General features: G+C 49.0%; 12 protein-coding genes and 1 pseudogene. 9 read left to right on the top strand and 4 right to left on the bottom strand.

Annotation, left to right across the window (positions count from 1 at the left end; genetic code table 11):
- Positions 1 to 101: 101 nt before the first annotated feature.
- Positions 102 to 3293 carry a pilus assembly protein gene (locus J7439_RS19215; protein ID WP_209203568.1) on the top strand — a complete coding sequence of 1064 codons (3192 nt, stop codon included), beginning with the start codon at positions 102 to 104 and terminating at the stop codon, positions 3291 to 3293.
- Positions 3294 to 3316: 23 nt separating this feature from the next.
- The gene (locus J7439_RS19210) at positions 3317 to 3712 is read left to right on the top strand and encodes a type IV pilin protein (RefSeq protein WP_209203567.1); all 396 of its coding nucleotides are present in this window, start codon (positions 3317 to 3319) and stop codon (positions 3710 to 3712) included.
- Positions 3713 to 3874: 162 nt separating this feature from the next.
- Here J7439_RS19210 and nudC read toward each other — a convergent pair whose 3' ends face one another.
- From nudC to J7439_RS19190, 4 genes are all read right to left on the bottom strand, one after another.
- Entirely contained in the window at positions 3875 to 4708 is an 834-nt protein-coding gene (gene nudC, locus J7439_RS19205; RefSeq protein ID WP_209203566.1) for an NAD(+) diphosphatase, read from the bottom strand.
- Positions 4709 to 4829: 121 nt separating this feature from the next.
- Complete coding sequence (gene dnaQ, locus J7439_RS19200; RefSeq protein ID WP_209203565.1) at positions 4830 to 5546, bottom strand: DNA polymerase III subunit epsilon; 717 nt, start codon at positions 5544 to 5546, stop codon at positions 4830 to 4832.
- 35 nt (positions 5547 to 5581) lie between these two features.
- On the bottom strand, positions 5582 to 6022 hold the full coding sequence (gene rnhA, locus J7439_RS19195; RefSeq protein ID WP_101745800.1) for a ribonuclease HI: 441 nt from the start codon (positions 6020 to 6022) through the stop codon (positions 5582 to 5584).
- On the bottom strand, positions 6006 to 6830 hold the full coding sequence (locus J7439_RS19190; protein WP_209203564.1) for a methyltransferase domain-containing protein: 825 nt from the start codon (positions 6828 to 6830) through the stop codon (positions 6006 to 6008). Before J7439_RS19190 ends, rnhA begins: the two co-directional genes overlap by 17 nt.
- Before the next feature lie 245 nt (positions 6831 to 7075).
- Between J7439_RS19190 and gloB the strand changes: the two genes are divergently transcribed.
- From gloB to J7439_RS19155, 7 genes and pseudogenes are all read left to right on the top strand, one after another.
- Positions 7076 to 7858 carry a hydroxyacylglutathione hydrolase gene (gene gloB, locus J7439_RS19185; protein WP_209203563.1) on the top strand — a complete coding sequence of 261 codons (783 nt, stop codon included), beginning with the start codon at positions 7076 to 7078 and terminating at the stop codon, positions 7856 to 7858.
- A gap of 42 nt (positions 7859 to 7900) precedes the next feature.
- Positions 7901 to 9526 (top strand): lytic transglycosylase, encoded by a 1626-nt coding sequence (locus J7439_RS19180; RefSeq protein WP_209203562.1) that lies wholly within the window; start codon positions 7901 to 7903, stop codon positions 9524 to 9526.
- 119 nt (positions 9527 to 9645) lie between these two features.
- A complete protein-coding gene (locus J7439_RS19175; protein ID WP_209203561.1) occupies positions 9646 to 11451 on the top strand; it encodes an extracellular solute-binding protein in 1806 nt (601 codons plus the stop codon).
- 28 nt (positions 11452 to 11479) lie between these two features.
- Positions 11480 to 13282 carry an extracellular solute-binding protein gene (locus J7439_RS19170; protein ID WP_209203560.1) on the top strand — a complete coding sequence of 601 codons (1803 nt, stop codon included), beginning with the start codon at positions 11480 to 11482 and terminating at the stop codon, positions 13280 to 13282.
- Between the two features lie 121 nt (positions 13283 to 13403).
- The gene (locus tag J7439_RS19165) at positions 13404 to 15389 is read left to right on the top strand and encodes an extracellular solute-binding protein (protein ID WP_209203559.1); all 1986 of its coding nucleotides are present in this window, start codon (positions 13404 to 13406) and stop codon (positions 15387 to 15389) included.
- Positions 15390 to 15401: 12 nt separating this feature from the next.
- The gene (locus J7439_RS19160) at positions 15402 to 16490 is read left to right on the top strand and encodes a microcin C ABC transporter permease YejB (protein ID WP_209203558.1); all 1089 of its coding nucleotides are present in this window, start codon (positions 15402 to 15404) and stop codon (positions 16488 to 16490) included.
- Positions 16491 to 16496: 6 nt separating this feature from the next.
- A pseudogene (locus J7439_RS19155) lies at positions 16497 to 16836 on the top strand (ABC transporter permease); the annotation flags it as partial.

Below are 16836 nucleotides of genomic sequence, written 5' to 3'. Positions count from 1 at the left end.
TCGCTGTACTTTTACAGTATCAACTTACTGCACGTGCTGACGACACGGAACTGTTTACTGGTGCCAATATTAACAATAATGCCAGACCCCAGGTGATGATCTTGTTAGATACATCCGGGAGTATGGACTATGATGCCCCTTCTATCCCCAAACGCCCCTATAACCCATCAATTACTTATGGTGGTAGCCGAAACCCCAGTAACCGCTACACCATTTACTGGAATTACCAGTTATTAGTTGATGGCAGCCCATGTACTCGAGTTTATTATTTCGGAACAATTGTTGGCGCAACCTGCCCTGGTAATTACCTTAACTGGTATAATCAGACTGAATTCCAATCTCCCGGAACCCGAATTAACCTGGCAATTAATGCAATTACCGATCTTATCAATAGTAACCCCGGAGTAGACTTCGGCCTTGCTGCTTTTCTGAATGGCAGTGATCGGGGCAGAGGGGGCTATATCAGACATCGAATAAGTCCGGATAGCAGCAATATTCTGAATGACCTGAATTATATTGATCCAGAAGGCGGAACACCTCTTTGTGGTGCCTACTACGAAGTCCTTAACTTTTTTATGGGTCGGGAATTATATCGGGCACAACTGACCAATAGTCGTGATACCAGTGTCGAACAAATTCTGGGAAGCCAATACAAAACCACCAGTGATTATGGTGATATTCCTGTGGTTAAACCCTGCCAAAACCTGTACATCATTTATGTAACCGATGGGGAGCCGAGTAATGAATCTACCGTAAATACGACAGTCAAGTCTGATACCCGGCTGCTGATCGATGGGCTGACACCCATTACCAGCTGCGATAATTATGCTGATAACAGCAATGGAATAAGTGAAAATTGTCTGCCAAAGCTTGCAGAATATCTTGCTAACCCGGGCCCTGGTGGACTTGATGGTGATATTGATACCGGCAATCAGAAAGCATTTACCTACACCATCGGTTTTGCTACCGACCAGCCACTGTTATACGACACTGCGGATAAAGGAAACGGTGTCTGCTATACAACCGTTGGCAGCAATACAGACTCTGACACCGGATGTGTGGTAGTCAATGATATCGCTTCAGCATTCCAGGGTGCGCTGGGGGAAATTCTCCAGCAAACCAGTACCTTTGTTTCTCCTGCAGTTGCCGTCAATACATTCAAGCGAACAGAGTCACTGGATAATGCTTACTATGCCATGTTCCTCCCGACCGACTCCGCTCGATGGAAAGGCAATCTGAAAAAATTGAAAATCTATAAGGATGGCTCCAGTCCTTCCTGCACAGAGTTGAAAGATCACGTGCCAGGCACCGTGATTGATCGGCGATGTGATGCAGCACTGGATGATGGCAGCAACCGGATCGCTGATGGCCGAAGTTCGTACTGGGGAACCGTTGATGATGGCAGTGATGTGGCCAGTGGGGGATTAGGGGCAACCCTTCTAAACTCAAGGGGGACGTTTTATACCAATTTGGTTAATGCTCAAAATCAGGAGTCAATTGGCTCACTGGATAATATTGATACGAGCCGTTTTAATCTTGACGGTAATGAGAGCTTCACCGCTACAGATCTGATTAACTGGATCAAAGGACTGGACAGCAATGGCAATACGCTGGACTGGGTTCTGGGCGATATTCTGCATTCAAGACCAGTAACTCTGAATTATGGTGATACTGATGGCGACGGCACCGAGTACAGTGAAAATAAACCCGATATACGACTGGCTTTTGGCACCAACTATGGCGTCCTGCATTTTATTGAGGACCAGGGGAATAACGTGGTTGAGAACTGGTCATTCTTTGCCGGAGAAACCGCCGGTAACGCAGCAAAGCTCTATGAAAACCGCGATGATGCAGGCCACCCCTACGGGCTTGATGGCCAGATAAGCGTGATCCGCCTTGACCATAACAAAGACGGCAATATCAAACATACCGATGGTGATCGCATGATCCTCTATTTCGGCATGCGCCGCGGTGGCAGCAGTTACTATGCCATTGACGTTTCCAATCCGGATGGCACTCCTACCCTGCTTTGGCGGATTGACCATACCATGCCCGGGTTTACCGAGCTTGGCCAAAGCTGGTCAACACCGGTACCTGTTATTTTGCCGGGCCATCGGGAGTTGGTGACGACCACCGAAGGCGAGGTAACGACCAGCTCAATCAACTATAAATATGCTCTTGCCTTTGGTGCCGGTTATGACTCAACCAATGATGATGATCGCCAGGGTGAAGATTTTATCGATGCAGCGGGTGACTCTCATAAAGTCAGGAAATATTCACAAAATGGCCGTGGCCTGTTTTTCGTTGACGCTTCGTCAGGGTCATTAATCCAATCATTTACTGCCCCTGACGCCATTGATACAGCAAACCCGATACAGTACGAAAGCAGTGATCTGAAATGGAGTGTGGTGGCACCCCCCGCCCCCATGGACAGTAATGGTGACGGCCTTACGGACCGGGTCTACTTTGCAGACACCGGTGGCAATGTTTTCAGAATCGATATCGGTAAGGCTTATCTTGATGCCAATGCTCCCGATGTTGAAACTGCCCTGTGGTCCATGATCAAGCTTGCAGAACTTGGGGCAGATGAGACAGATATACGTCCATCACCGGATATTATCGACGATCGTCGTTTTATGTATCAACCGGAGCTGGTGAGAACTACTTACCGGGGACGTGCATATGATGCGGTAGTACTGGGCAGTGGTAACCGGGCCAACCCCATGGCCACTTCAAATACTGACCGCTACTACGTTATCCGTGATACCAATATTTTCTATAACCGCTTTGGCAGTTGTAATGACTGCACAACACCGCCCAACATTATTTCCCATAGCGATCTGTACGATGCCAGCCGTAACCTTATCCAGCAGGGTACTGATCAGCAAACCGCTAATGGCTTGTCGCTACTGGACAGTAGTAAAGGCTGGTATATCAACCTTTCCGCTTCGGGAGAAAAGACAACCACCACTGGCGATGTTTACAGCGGACAGTTGCTTTATAGCACCTATGCACCTTCCTCTGCCCCGGGGGCTAACATTTGCACACCCAGTATCGGTTCCAGCCGCTTTTATGTGGTGGACCTTCACACTGCTTCGGCGATTCGTGACGTAGATAATGATAGTGATAAAGAGAAAAATGACCGCTTTTCCTTATTTTCTGTCGTAGGGCTGCCCGGTGATGCCACTATTGTCTCCCTAGGTAAAGACGGCAACCTGATCGATTTGAATACCGGATACAGCGGTGCTGCCAATGAAGTCGGTATGCATCGCAGTGGCTGGATAGAACAATAACAAAACATCAGGAACACAATAACATGGAAAACACCTCAGGCTTTACGCTTATCGAGTTAATTATCGCCGTTGTTATTGTCGGCATACTGGCCTCTATTGCCCTGCCAAACTACCAGGCCTTTATACAGGATGGTCGCCGGGCCGAAGGACAGACAGCACTGCTGGATATTGCTGGAAGACAGGAGCAGTTTTTCCTCGATAACCATCAATATACCGCCGATTTAAGGAATCTTGGCCTGGGAGTCAACCCATTTATATCGGAAGATGCCTGGTATTCAATCAGTGCAGCCTGTGGAGCTGTCGGAGATGCTTTCGCCTGTTCCGACGGCTTTGTGCTGATTGCAACCCCACAGGGAGGTCAGGTACCTGATGGAAACCTGGTCCTCGACTCTTTAGGTAACAGGTTTGGCAATTGGTAAAGATAAACAAATCGAAATTGGTCTGAAAACCCACTCTTGTCAGGCAAATACCCCCGCTATTCTCGGAGATCCTTCTGGTCGACAGGCTTCACCTGATGATTAACTTTGTTGGAGATATTTCAGGGTTATTTTTTGAAAATTATTAAATATGATTGGATAATATCAAACAAACAAATCCACCAGCTTTCTGGCTATAGTAAAACCCGGTGGCAGCTCTGGCGGATTATCCCGATGAAACCAGTCGCCAAAGCTGAGTTCTTTTTCTTCGAGGACAAGCTCACCACTTTTGTATTCCCCATGAAACCCCATCATCAATGAATGGGGAAAAGGCCAGCTCTGACTGAAACAGTAATGGAGTTTGCCCAGCGTGAGGCCTGTTTCCTCAAGTACCTCACGATGCACAGCCTCTTCAGCACTCTCCCCGGGCTCTACAAAACCTGCCACCAGCGTATGCATGGTTGAATTTTTGCCATGGCGATGATGTCGGACCAGCAGCATTTCCTCCCCCCGTGTCACCAGAACAATGACACAGGGAGAAATCCTTGGATAGGCATGGTGCCCACATTGGGTGCAAGCCATTGCCCACTCTCCGACTTTTTCCTGCATCTGATGACCACAACAGCCACAAAAGGCATGTTCCCTGCGTGAAGTCAGGATCTGCAGGCCATGGCTAAGGAAACTGTAAACCGTTGAGTCTGACCCAGACAGTAAGGCCCTGATGCTTATAGTACCTGTTTCAACAGTGAGGCTTGAGAGTTCAACAATCCCTACTGCCTTGCCATGAAGATAGCCGGTGACTATCGCCTGTTGTTTGATGGCCAGCTGAAACTTGTCGAGACTGTACCAGAGGAAGTTTTCTCCGGTGCTTTCGTCATTTAAAACAACCTGCCCTTCAAACAGTACCAGCCAGCACTGGCCAATGAGTTCAGGTTGCAGGCCTTGCAAAGGTGAATAGTTCACATCCATCACATCGGTAAGATCATGATTCAGTGGCAAAGTAAACTCCTTGATTCCTTTCCATACCCTGAAGACAGTGCCAGTCACCCTTCGTCCATGCATCCTGAGCAAATAAAGGACTCTCAGGGTGAACGGAGATTAGACACATTAAAATTATGAACTAATCGTTAGCAAGCCACAGGCAGTTACCCGACTGTTTTTGAATCTGTTCCAGCTTGTTCTGATGGTTTTGCAACTCAGTATCACTGACAGAGATGACTCTCAGTGCTGGCCTGCCAGCAGCCAGTCGCCGGATAGTACTACCGCCCTCTTCCGAATCACCAGCGCCATCATCACTGCTTACCAGGGAAAGAGCCGTCTGCCCGCCGGTCATGGCAAGGTAGACTTCCGCAAGAATCTCGGAGTCCAACAACGCGCCATGCAGGGTTCTCGAAGAGTTATCAATAAAGTAGCGCTTACATAAAGCATCCAGGTTATTTTTCTGTCCCGGATGCTTTTTCCTGGCAAGGGCCAGGGTATCAAGCACACCACAACAACCTTCTACATTGGGAAACCCTCGACGTAACAGGGAAAACTCGTGGTTGATAAAACCAACATCAAACGCTGCGTTATGAATAACTAGCTCGGCTCCGCGAATAAACTCGAGAAATTCATCAGCAATGGCACTGAAAACCGGCTTATCGGCCAGAAATTCATTGGTAATGCCGTGGACTTCGATGGCTTCCTGCTCTACCACACGCTGCGGGTTGATATAAACGTGGTAATGGTTACCGGTGAGCTTCCGGTCAATCATCTCCACGCAGCCTATTTCAATAACTCTGTGCCCTTGTTTAGGGTCAATACCGGTGGTTTCTGTATCAAGAATGATCTGTCGCATAGTTAACGGTTCTCAAATATTGACCAGGAGGCTGTCTACTTCTTGAAAGCTTCCGCACCCTTACAGGCCAGCCGGTCAGCAATTTCATTTTCCCGATGACCGGCATGACCTTTGATCCATCGCCAGTCGATATCGTGTCGTTGATTCTGTTGATCCAGCAGCTGCCAGAGATCCTGATTCTTCACTGGCTGACCAGCCGCTGTTTTCCAGTTTTTCCGTTTCCAGCCGGTCATCCATTCAGTGATACCTTTACGGACATACTGGGAGTCGGTAGTAAGAATAATTGAACAGGGCCGTTTAAGAGCCTTGAGCCCTTCTATCGCCGCCATAAGTTCCATCCGGTTATTGGTGGTTTCGGGTTCACCGCCAAAAAGCTCTTTCTCTACAGTGCCGTAACGGAGTAACACCCCCCAGCCTCCAGGCCCGGGGTTTCCTTTACAGGCACCATCGGTAAAAATTTCAACTGTCTGACTCAAAAGAACTCCAGTCTTTGTTTACTTTCACGGAACTGGTTCTACCAGCACTGGGGCGGGTCAATGGCTGACCGACAAAACGCCTGCGCACATCGGACCACACTTTTCTTACCGGGGTCAGGCCGGGGGTTTCGCGGGTGGCAATCATCATATAAAAGCCACCAACCGGTAACTGAAGTTGTTCCAGCCTTTCTTCAATCAGATCACCACGCAAACCGGTAAAGAAACGTTTCAGCGGTTGAACATAGCCACCATAAACGATTCTTTCCACATTGAAATTGAGCAGGGCAAGCCAGTCTTTCAACCTTGAGGTCGAAATAAAATGCGCATCCCTGAGTAGACGACGCTGACCTGGCACACACCACCGGACAATATTGGTCATGCTGTAGGGGTTGAAGCCAATAATTATCAGCTTACCGTCCGGTATAATGGTATTCGCCGCCTCACTGAGCAAACGATGTGGGCTGTCGGCAATTTCCAGCGTGTGTTGCAACAGAACAAGATCCAGGCTTCCCGGTGACACTGGCCAGTAATGGGGATCAGCCATCACCTGTGGTCTCGGGCAATCGGCAAGATGGCTGGAACCGAGGATAAACTGTCTTCTTACCGGACTGCTGAACATCAGATCTTTATGCCAGGAGGCAGAGTATTGCCCCGCATGGAAACCAAAGATGGTACCTAACTCTCGTTCCAGCAGACTTTTTTCATAGTCAACCAGTAACCTTCCTGAGTCGGTATCGAGCCAGCGGCGCAAGCCTCCAATACGGTCAGAGAAACTGCTTTTGGTCCTTTTCCGAAATCGTCGAATCATGCAAATTATTGTACCAATAAACAGTCAATACTTGTTTCACACCTGATCGGGTCTCAGACACTTTTCATCATCAGGCCTCTTCATGTTAACCTCGTTAAGACCGAGTTTATACAGAAAATATTATTCTATGACATCAGCAGATATCGGCTATAACATCTTCAACGCCCATACAGGCTCAAAACTAATCTTCCCTGTGCAACACATCAATGATGATTACAGGGATGACAGAAAGGACATTTAAGGCGATGCTGATTATATCTCCAATCCCCGCATTTAATGACAACTACATCTGGATGTTTCATTCGCAGGATAGCCGGGATGTTTTTGTGGTTGATCCCGGTGATGCCAGGCCGGTTGAACAGGCACTGAATCATCATGGACTCAATCTGGTGGGCATTCTCATCACCCACCACCACTTTGATCATACTGGCGGAGTCGCTGAACTGACCCGCAACAGAAATATTCCGGTTTACGGTCCTGATAACCCGAGCATCAAGGGAATCACCCACCCTTTGCGTGATAATGATACGGTTGAGCTCAGCACCTGCCAGTTTAAAATTCTGGCCACTCCCGGCCACACACTGGACCATATTGCTTACTTTACCGATTTCGGCGACGATGAAAATCCAGCGCTTTTTTGTGGAGACACTCTATTTGTTGGTGGTTGCGGCCGATTATTTGAAGGGACGGCAGAACAGATGTACAGCAGTCTGTCCCGTCTGGCTTCGCTCCCCGGCCATACACGGATTTACTGTGCTCATGAATACACTCAGGCCAATCTCAAATTTGCCCGGGCAGTGGAGCCAAATAACCGGAAGCTACAGGAACAGGTTATGCAAGTTGCTGAGTTACGCTCTGAAAACCGGCCTACTGTGCCCTCAACCCTGAGAAAGGAATTGGACACAAATCCGTTCCTGAGATCAGACCAACCGGAAGTTATTCAAGCCGCCTCTGACAGGGATCCGTCCTCAAGTGCCAGCCCCGTTGATGTTCTAAGGGTAATCCGAGCATGGAAGGATAATTTTTGATAGTGGTAAAATAATGAACTGATAATACTCAGAACCCTATATATGACCAAAGCCCCCTACTTAACAGGCCAGCCGTTTATTTTTGGCCCACCCCGACGGACTCTGCCAACGCTGGCCCTTTCGCTGTTTCTGACTGGTTGTCAGCTGGTGAGTAACTCGCCCTCATCTTCGGCATCCACCGTCAAGAAAGAAACCAGGCCAATTGTTGAAAAGCCTTCTGTGGAAAAAGTGGAGGTCACAACACCGGAGAAGATAACGCCTGAAAAAAAAGAACCGGTGGTCATCGACGACCTGTGGGTTCGCATTCAGTCAGGCCTGGCAATGGATCTTGACCAGAATAACCCGCGAATCCAGGCGGAACTGAACTGGTATAAACGTCACAAGTCTTACTTCAGCCAGATTTCCAAACGTTCAGAGCCCTACCTCTATTTTATTGTCAAAGAAGCGGAAGCGAGAAATGTTCCCCTGGAACTGGCTCTGATGCCCATTGTGGAGAGCAGCTTCGATCCCTTCGCCTACTCTCATGCAGGTGCTTCAGGGCTCTGGCAGTTTATGCCGGCAACAGGTAAACACTACGGCCTCGATCAGAACTGGTGGTATGACGGTCGCCGGGATGTGGTACATTCTACCCGTGCAGCACTGGACTATATGCAAACCCTGTACAATAGATTTGGCGACTGGGAGCTGGCACTGGCAGCGTTTAACTCTGGCCCCGGCCGGGTACATCGGGCTGTTCGGAAAAACAAAAAGCTCGGTAAATCTACCCGTTTCTGGGCACTTGATCTTCCCAGGGAAACCACGGCCTATGTCCCGAAACTGATCGCCCTTGGCAAAGTGGTTCGAAACCCATCCAAACATGGCGTCCGGTTGAACAAAATCCCCAATAAGCCCTACTTCGCCAAGGTAGATACCAGTGGTCAGCTGGATATGGCCAAGGCAGCCAAACTGTCGGGTGTCGAATTGGAAGAACTCTACCGACTCAACCCCGGGCTGAACCGCTGGTCAACGCCACCGGAAGGTCCTCACCACCTGGTAGTCCCAGTCACTCATGCTGAACATTTCCGGACTCAGCTGGCAAGCCTGCCGCCGGAGAAACGGGTAAAATGGGATCGCTACACAGTGAGTGCCGGTGACACCCTGAGTACCATTGCCATGAAATACCGGACCAGTGTCAATGTCATTACCGAGGCCAATAAACTCAGCGGAACCATTATCCGTATTGGTCAGGGCCTGATGATCCCGGTAGCCGCGAAAACAGCAGAAAGTTACACACTCAGTGCCAGCCAGCGCCTTGCAGCAAAGCAAGATCGTTCGGTGAATGGCCGTTACAAAGTTGAGTATCTGGTAAAGTCTGGCGACAGCTTCTGGACGATTGCCCAAAAGTACGATGTTGGTGTTAGCGAGCTGGCTCGTTGGAACAATATGTCTCCCAAAGATACACTGCGAATTAATCAGAAGCTGGTGGTCTGGAAGAAACAGGATTCACAAAATGCGGTTGTGAGAAAGGTACACTACAAAGTCCGTTCCGGTGACTCCCTGGCCAAAATTGCCTCAAAGTTTAATGTGAATGTCGCCCAGATCAGGGATTGGAACAGCGATATGAATGGCAAATTCATTCACCCCGGCCAGCAGGTCACATTATTTGTCAATGTAACCCGCAGCTTCTGACACCCCCACCTTTCCGGCAGATGCTATCCTGATAGCTTTTTTGCTGGAAGGTCCTGATCTTTGATCATCTCTCCCAAAAATAAGATAAGTCTTTAAGAGCAGACATCGGGATTACGGCTATGGGGTTTACCGTCTTCAGATTAACAACACCGCTGATCATCTGTGTCTTGAGTATCAGTCCAATGCTATCTGCTGCAGACCAGAACAGCAGGTTAAGACACGCCATCAGCCTTTATGGTGAGCCCGGGTATGCTGAGAGCTTTCGGCACTTTAACTATGTTAATCCCGATGCACCAAAAGGTGGTGAGCTGAAACAGGGCGTTATTGGTCATTTTGACAGCCTTATCCCTTATATTGATCGTGGCACAGCCGCGGCTGGCAGCCATATGATGTATGATACGCTGCTGGCCAGATCCTGGGATGAGCCCCTGACCAAATATGGCCTGATTGCCGAGGGTATAGAACTTGCCCCTGATAATACCTGGGTCTCCTTTGCCATAAACCCGGCGGCCCGATTCCATGATGGCCACCCCGTCACTGCTTATGATGTTAAATTCAGTTTTGACCTGCTCCGGGAAAAAGGGTCAACGTTTTATAAACAGTTCTATCAGGATGTCGAGAAGGTAGAAGCCACCAGCAGCCACAGAGTACTTTTTGTGTTCAGGCATAGCAATAATCGGGAACTGCCATTGATTCTTGGGCAAATGCCCATTCTACCGAAACACTATTGGGCAAACCGTGATTTCTCTTCTCCCGGTATGGAGATTCCTGTCAGCAGTGGCCCCTATAAACCTGTGAAAATAGAGCCAGGACGCTCAATAACCTTTGCCAGGGTCGAAAACTACTGGGGGAAAGATCTGCCCGTTAACCGGGGAAGAAACAATTTTGATCGCATTCAATACGAGTATTATCGAAACAGCCATGTCCTTTTAGAAGCCTTGCAGAAAGGAGAATACGATTTCAAAGCCATCAGCGATCCTCGCGTCTGGCATGACCAGATACGGGATGAATCACTGAAAAAAAACCAATTGATTCGCACATCTTTAAGCAATCGTAACCCGCAGACATTAACCATCACCTACAACACCAGAAGAGAGATTCTATCAGAGCCGGGTGTCAGAGAAGCACTGGGATATGCCGTTGAGTTTGACTGGATCAATCGACACTTATTCCATGGTATGTACCATCGGGCAGACAGCGTTTTTGCCGGGACAGAACTGGGGGCTTCGGGAAAACCCTCTCAACAGGAAACAGAACTGCTCTCAGTATGGAAACATGAAATTCCGGAACAAGCATTGGATCAGGCATGGATTCCACCGGGAGATGAGCCCCGGATGACCCGCCGGGATCGCAAAAGAAAAGCGCTATCGCTGTTAAAGCAGAGCGGCTGGACCATCAACAACAACCAGCTGGTGAACCAAAACGGCAAACCGCTGGAGCTTGAAATCCTGTTGTCCTCTTCTGAAGATGAACGGATCTTTATTCCAGTTCAAAAGACTTTGGAAAGCCTGGGGATCAGACTGAATATAAGAACCGTAGACGCTGCCCAATATGTAGAAAGGCTAAGAAACCAGGACTTTGATATGGTTCTGTACACCTTTCCCCACACGCCCTCACCCGGCACAGAGCAGGCCAGCTTATGGGGTTCAGCGACTGTTGACCAGCACGGTTCCAGAAATATTGCCGGTATCAAGCTGAAATCCATTGATAGCCTGACGGAGAAAATACCCCGGGCCAACTCCAGGGAGGAACTGCTAACGCTGGTCAAATCCATGGATAGAATCATTCTCTGGAATCACTATGTACTGCCACTTTGGTACCAGCCCCACTGGCTGATAGTCCACAAACAGCAATTGAGGTACCCGAAAAATCCTGCGCCCTATGCACTGGATTTGAGTACCTGGTGGTACCAGAAAAACCAATAAGTGTGACTGATTGAAAGGAACTCGCTGGATGACTGACTTTTTGAAAAATGGATTTCTATTTATCAGTCTTATCTACTCTGTGTATGCCTGCGCAAACCCTGCCGATAAAAATTCAACGATAGCTCATGGCCTGAGCTTTCATAACTCGCTGCAATATCCTGAGAATTTTACCCACTTTGGCTATGCCAACCCCAATGCCCCCAAAGGCGGTACTCTGAGAAAAGGCGTTGTCGGCAGTTTTGATACGTTTAATACTTTTGCCCCAAAAGGCATCTGGGCTGATGGCAGCTACTTTCTCTATGACCCGTTGATGGCAAGGGCCGGTGATGAACCCTATTCAGTCTATGGCCTGATCGCCCGGCAAATTGAGTATCCGGATGATTTTCAGTGGGTCATATACCATCTGAATCCTCATGCCCGGTTTCATGATGGACACGCCATCACCTCAGAAGATGTTGTCTATACCTTCCAATCACTGAAAAAACGAGGCCCACCTCACTACAGGCACCTCTATGGAATCATTGATAATGTCGAGGCTATATCGACAACGTCTGTTCGTTTCAGTTTTTCTGAGCCACCAGCCAAAAGTCTGATCCTTCGACTCTCTCAACTCAGGGTGCTGCCAGCGCACTACTGGCAGCGACCAGAGCGTGACCTCTTCAAGGCGACACTGAAGCCCCCACTGTCCGGTGGTCCTTACCGGGTAAAAGAGTTCAGCCCCGGACGCTTTGTTACCTATGAACGTGTTACGGATTATTGGGCAGCTGACCTGGCCGTCAACAAAGGTCGACATAACTTTGATCTTATCAGAACCGACTATTTCCGGGACGACAGCATAGCCCTTGAGGCCTTTAAAAAAGGAGAGTACGACCTCCGCATTGATGCCAATCCCCGAAGCTGGTCACAGGCTTATAAACCAACGCAGACAGGTAAGGCAAAATTCATTCAGGAAAAAATAGATAACAAAAGTCTGGGCATGCGAGCGTTTGTATTCAATCTGAGAAAGCCGGTTTTTGCCAGTCGAAAAGTCAGAAAAGCCATTTCACAGGCGCTGGATTTCAACTGGATGAATCAACACCTGTTTTTTGGGATGTACCATCAGGCCTACAGCCTTTTCTCTAACTCAGACCTTGCGGCTGATAAGCCACCTTCTGACAAAGAGAAGACAATTCTCGCTCCCTGGCAGAATAAGCTTCCTGATGAGCTGTTTACCAATCGCTGGGAGCCGGTTCAGACAGATGGTTCAGGCAACTGGCGAAACAACAAGACACTGGCCTTCCAATGGCTGAAAGAAGCAGGTTATCGCTACAAAAACAAAACGCTTGTTGATCCCCATGGTCAACCACTGAAGTTTGAAATTCTGCTGACTGATCCAGAACATGAACGTTTTGTGATTCCATTCGTCCGTAATCTCAGGGAACTGGGTATTGCCGCCAGCATCAATACCGTAGATGCCTCGCGGTACATCAATCGTCTCCGCAGGTTTGATTTTGATATGATCATTCACGGCTTTTACCCTGGCATTACCCCCGGTACCGAGTTGAAAAATTTCTGGGGCAGCGCCAGCGCAGACAGTGACGCGGGACAAAACCTTTCCGGCATTAAACTCGACTCGCTGGACCGTATGATAGATAAAGCCATCATGGCAACAACCCGTGAAGAGCTGACTCTTTACACCCGGGCCATTGATCGGATCGTACTCTGGCACTACGCGGTCATTCCTCAATGGTACCTGCCCTATTGGCCAATGGTTTACTGGCCGGGATTGCAACACCCTGAGCTTGCCCCGCCTTTTGACAATGGCTTAAGTACCTGGTGGCGGGAATATTGATATGCTGACAAAGCAGGACTGGTACTTAACAACCATCCATGGTTCAGTCTATATTAGAACGATTACTTATATACAAGACTGCACAGAGATTCTTAAATACTAACGGTTGCTTATGATGGTCATGAATTCTGGTTATCTTACACTTGCAGCGCTGACCCTTGGGGTGACTCTCTCTTATTCCAGCGGGTCATCAGCCACTGCCTCGGGACATACAACCGGGTCTGAGCACGAGGTCATCGCTAAAACGTCACTGGTGCTGCACGGTGAAGCGAAATATGGCAGCAAGCCCTTTACGCACTTTGATTATGTCAATCCGGATGCCCCCAAAGGCGGCAGTATTCGTATGGCTGCCAGTGGTACCTTTGACAGCCTCAATCCATATACCAACAAAGGAACCCCGGTTAGCGGTATCGGGCTTATTTATGACACATTGATGACCCAGAGCCGTGATGAGCCTTTCTCCCTCTATCCACTCATCGCCGAGTCCGCAGAAAAAGCCTCTGATAACAGCAGCATTACCTTTAATCTGAACCCCGACGCCCGTTTCCATGATGGTCAGCGGATCACTGCTGACGATGTAAAATACACCTTTGAACTGCTGACCCGTCAGGGACACCCTTTCTACCGCAGTTACTATTCCGATGTGGACACCGTCACCGTTCTTGCTGATCGTCGGGTCAAATTCACATTCAAACATAGCAATAACCGTGAACTGCCTTTTATTCTGTCAGAGCTGCCTGTGCTCCCTAAACATTACTGGGAACTGGATGAGAATGATTTTTCCTCTGCCTCACTGCAAATCCCCCTTGGCAGTGGTCCCTATCAGGTTAAAAGTGTTGATGGCGGCCGGAGTATTGTCTATCAGCGGGTCAAGGATTACTGGGCCAAAGACTTACCCGTTAACAGGGGCCGATATAATTTTGATGAGGTCAGTTACGACTACTACCGGGACGAACATGTTGCCCTGCAGGCACTGAAAGCTGGCGAATATGACCTGCGCTATGAAAATATTGCCAAAAACTGGGCCACTGCCTACGACGTACCCCCGGTTCACAACGGTGAACTGATTCTGGCCACCATCCCTACCCGAAACCCTGCGCCTATCCAGGGCTTTGCCTTCAACCTGCGACGGGACTTCCTGCAGGATCCCCTGGTCCGAAAAGCCATGGGCTATGCCATGGATTTCGAATGGCTGAATCGCAACCTGTTCCATGACAGCTACATTCGTTCGAAGAGCTATTTTGGCAATTCAGGCATGGAAGCCACCGGCATTCCAGAAGGCGATGAACTGAAGCTCCTTGAACCCTGGCGCAAGCAATTACCGGCTGAACTCTTTACCAGACCCTATAGCGTTCCGGTAACCAATGGTTCCGGCAATATCCGGCCGCAACTGAAAAAAGCACTGAGGCTATTGAAAAAAGCAGGGTGGACCCTTGAGAACAACCAGCTGGTCAATAACAATGGCCAACCCCTGGAGGTTGAGTTACTGCTCGGACAACCCTCTCTTGAGCGGGTGGCGCTGCCCTTCAAGAAAAATCTGGAACAAATGGGCATTGAACTGAAGATCCGAACCGTTGATATCTCCCAATACATCAACCGTATTCGTGACTTTGACTATGACATGATCGTTGCCGGCTATGGCCAATCTGCCTCTCCGGGTAATGAGCAGACGGGTTTCTGGGGCAGTAAAGCGGCAGACACCAAAGGCAGCCGTAACTACATGGGAATCAAAGATCCGGTGGTGGATGCCATGATTGATCATGTGATTGATGCCACCAGCAGAGAGGAGCTGACGACCGCAGTAAAAGCGCTGGACCGGGTGCTGTTGTGGGGTGAGTACCTGATTCCCCAGTGGTACTACCCTTATGATCGAATCGCCCATTCCAGCCGATTAATCAGGCCAGAATCAGAACCTTTGTACAGTACCGACATTTATACCTGGTGGATCGACAGTCAACCGGATGCAACAACTGAGTCATCCCGGAACAACGGTGATGCCGGGGCGACAGCCGATAACGCTGAAAACGACAGTTCATGGTTATACTCAGCACTGATATTGCTGGGACTTATTCCTGTCTGGATTTATCACCGCAGAAAAAACCGTTAACAGGAACCCTCCATGAGCAGCTATATCTTGCGCCGACTTGCCCTGATGATCCCGACCCTGTTCGGAATCATGCTGGTGAACTTTGTTATCATTCAGGCCGCTCCCGGTGGCCCGGTGGAACAGATGATTGCCAAACTTGAGGGTTTTGAAGTCAATGCCATCAGCCGAATCGGAGGTTCCGGTAACGCCGAAGTCCAACAGATGAGTCTGGATGAGAGCGGAGAATATCGCGGACGCAGAGGTCTTGACCCGGAACTGATCAAAGATATCGAGCAACTGTACGGCTTTGATAAGCCAGCCCATGAGCGGTTTGTGCAGATGATCAAAAACTACCTGACCTTTGATTTTGGCGACTCGTTTTTCCGCGACGCCAAAGTGGTCGACCTGATTAAGGAGAAACTGCCGGTCTCAATTTCACTGGGCCTCTGGAGCACCCTGATCATCTACCTGATCTCCATTCCGCTGGGTATTCGCAAGGCATTGAAACACGGCAGTCGGTTCGATATCTGGTCAAGCGCTGTGATCACCACGGGTTATGCGATTCCGAGCTTTCTTCTGGCCATTCTGCTAATCGTGCTGTTTGCCGGAGGCAGTTACTGGAACGTTTTCCCACTGCGAGGGCTGGTATCGGACAATTTCGACGAATTAAGCTTTCTGGGGCAGATACGAGACTATATCTGGCACATGATATTGCCCATCATCTGCATGGTCATCAGTGGCTTTGCCACACTGACCATGCTCACCAAGAATTCATTCCTTGATGAAATCCATAAACAATATGTGCAAACCGCAAGAGCCAAAGGGCTGGATGACCGAAAAGTCCTGTATGGCCATATCTTCCGAAATGCCATGTTGCTGGTAATTTCCGGCTTCCCTGCGGCGTTAATAGGCATCCTGTTTACCAGCTCCTTGCTGATTGAAATCATTTTTTCTCTGGATGGGCTCGGACTGCTTGGCTATGAAGCCGCCATCAACCGGGATTATCCCGTGGTTTTTGGCTCTCTTTATATCTTTACCCTGCTGGGTATGCTGATCAAACTCCTCGGTGATCTCACCTATGTCGCCGTTGACCCCCGTATTGACTTCGAAGCCAGGGACTGACGTGGAATGACAAGGTTCAAACTTAATCCGCTCAACCAGCGCCGCTGGCAGAATTTCAAGCTGAATCGCCGGGGCTATATTTCACTCTGGATATTCAGCATTCTCTTCGTCATAACCCTGCTGGCAGAGGTGGTTGCTAACGATAAACCGCTGCTGCTCTGGTATGACGGCAGCCCCTATTTCCCGACCCTGGTCACCTATCCGGAAACCACCTTTGGCGGAGAGTTTGAACTGGAAATGGACTACCGACAGGAATTTGCCAAAGAACTGGTCGAGCCCAAAGGATGGATGCTCTGGCCACCCATTCGCTACAGTTACGACACCATTAATTATGCCCGTATTGCGC

The organism is Salinisphaera sp. G21_0 (assembly GCF_017744115.1).
GTDB lineage: Bacteria > Pseudomonadota > Gammaproteobacteria > Pseudomonadales > Endozoicomonadaceae > Endozoicomonas.
This window is presented reverse-complemented; position numbering and strand designations above follow the sequence as displayed.

Excerpts from the sequence above, each read along its gene's own strand:
- J7439_RS19210 (WP_209203567.1), top strand. The coding sequence starts at position 3,317 with ATGGAAAACACCTCAGGCTTTACGCTTATCGAGTTAATTATCGCCGTT.
- dnaQ (WP_209203565.1), bottom strand. The coding sequence starts at position 5,546 with ATGCGACAGATCATTCTTGATACAGAAACCACCGGTATTGACCCTAAA.
- J7439_RS19190 (WP_209203564.1), bottom strand. The coding sequence starts at position 6,830 with ATGATTCGACGATTTCGGAAAAGGACCAAAAGCAGTTTCTCTGACCGT.
- gloB (WP_209203563.1), top strand. The coding sequence starts at position 7,076 with ATGCTGATTATATCTCCAATCCCCGCATTTAATGACAACTACATCTGG.
- J7439_RS19180 (WP_209203562.1), top strand. The coding sequence starts at position 7,901 with ATGACCAAAGCCCCCTACTTAACAGGCCAGCCGTTTATTTTTGGCCCA.
- J7439_RS19175 (WP_209203561.1), top strand. The coding sequence starts at position 9,646 with ATGGGGTTTACCGTCTTCAGATTAACAACACCGCTGATCATCTGTGTC.
- J7439_RS19170 (WP_209203560.1), top strand. The coding sequence starts at position 11,480 with ATGACTGACTTTTTGAAAAATGGATTTCTATTTATCAGTCTTATCTAC.
- J7439_RS19165 (WP_209203559.1), top strand. The coding sequence starts at position 13,404 with ATGAATTCTGGTTATCTTACACTTGCAGCGCTGACCCTTGGGGTGACT.
- J7439_RS19160 (WP_209203558.1), top strand. The coding sequence starts at position 15,402 with ATGAGCAGCTATATCTTGCGCCGACTTGCCCTGATGATCCCGACCCTG.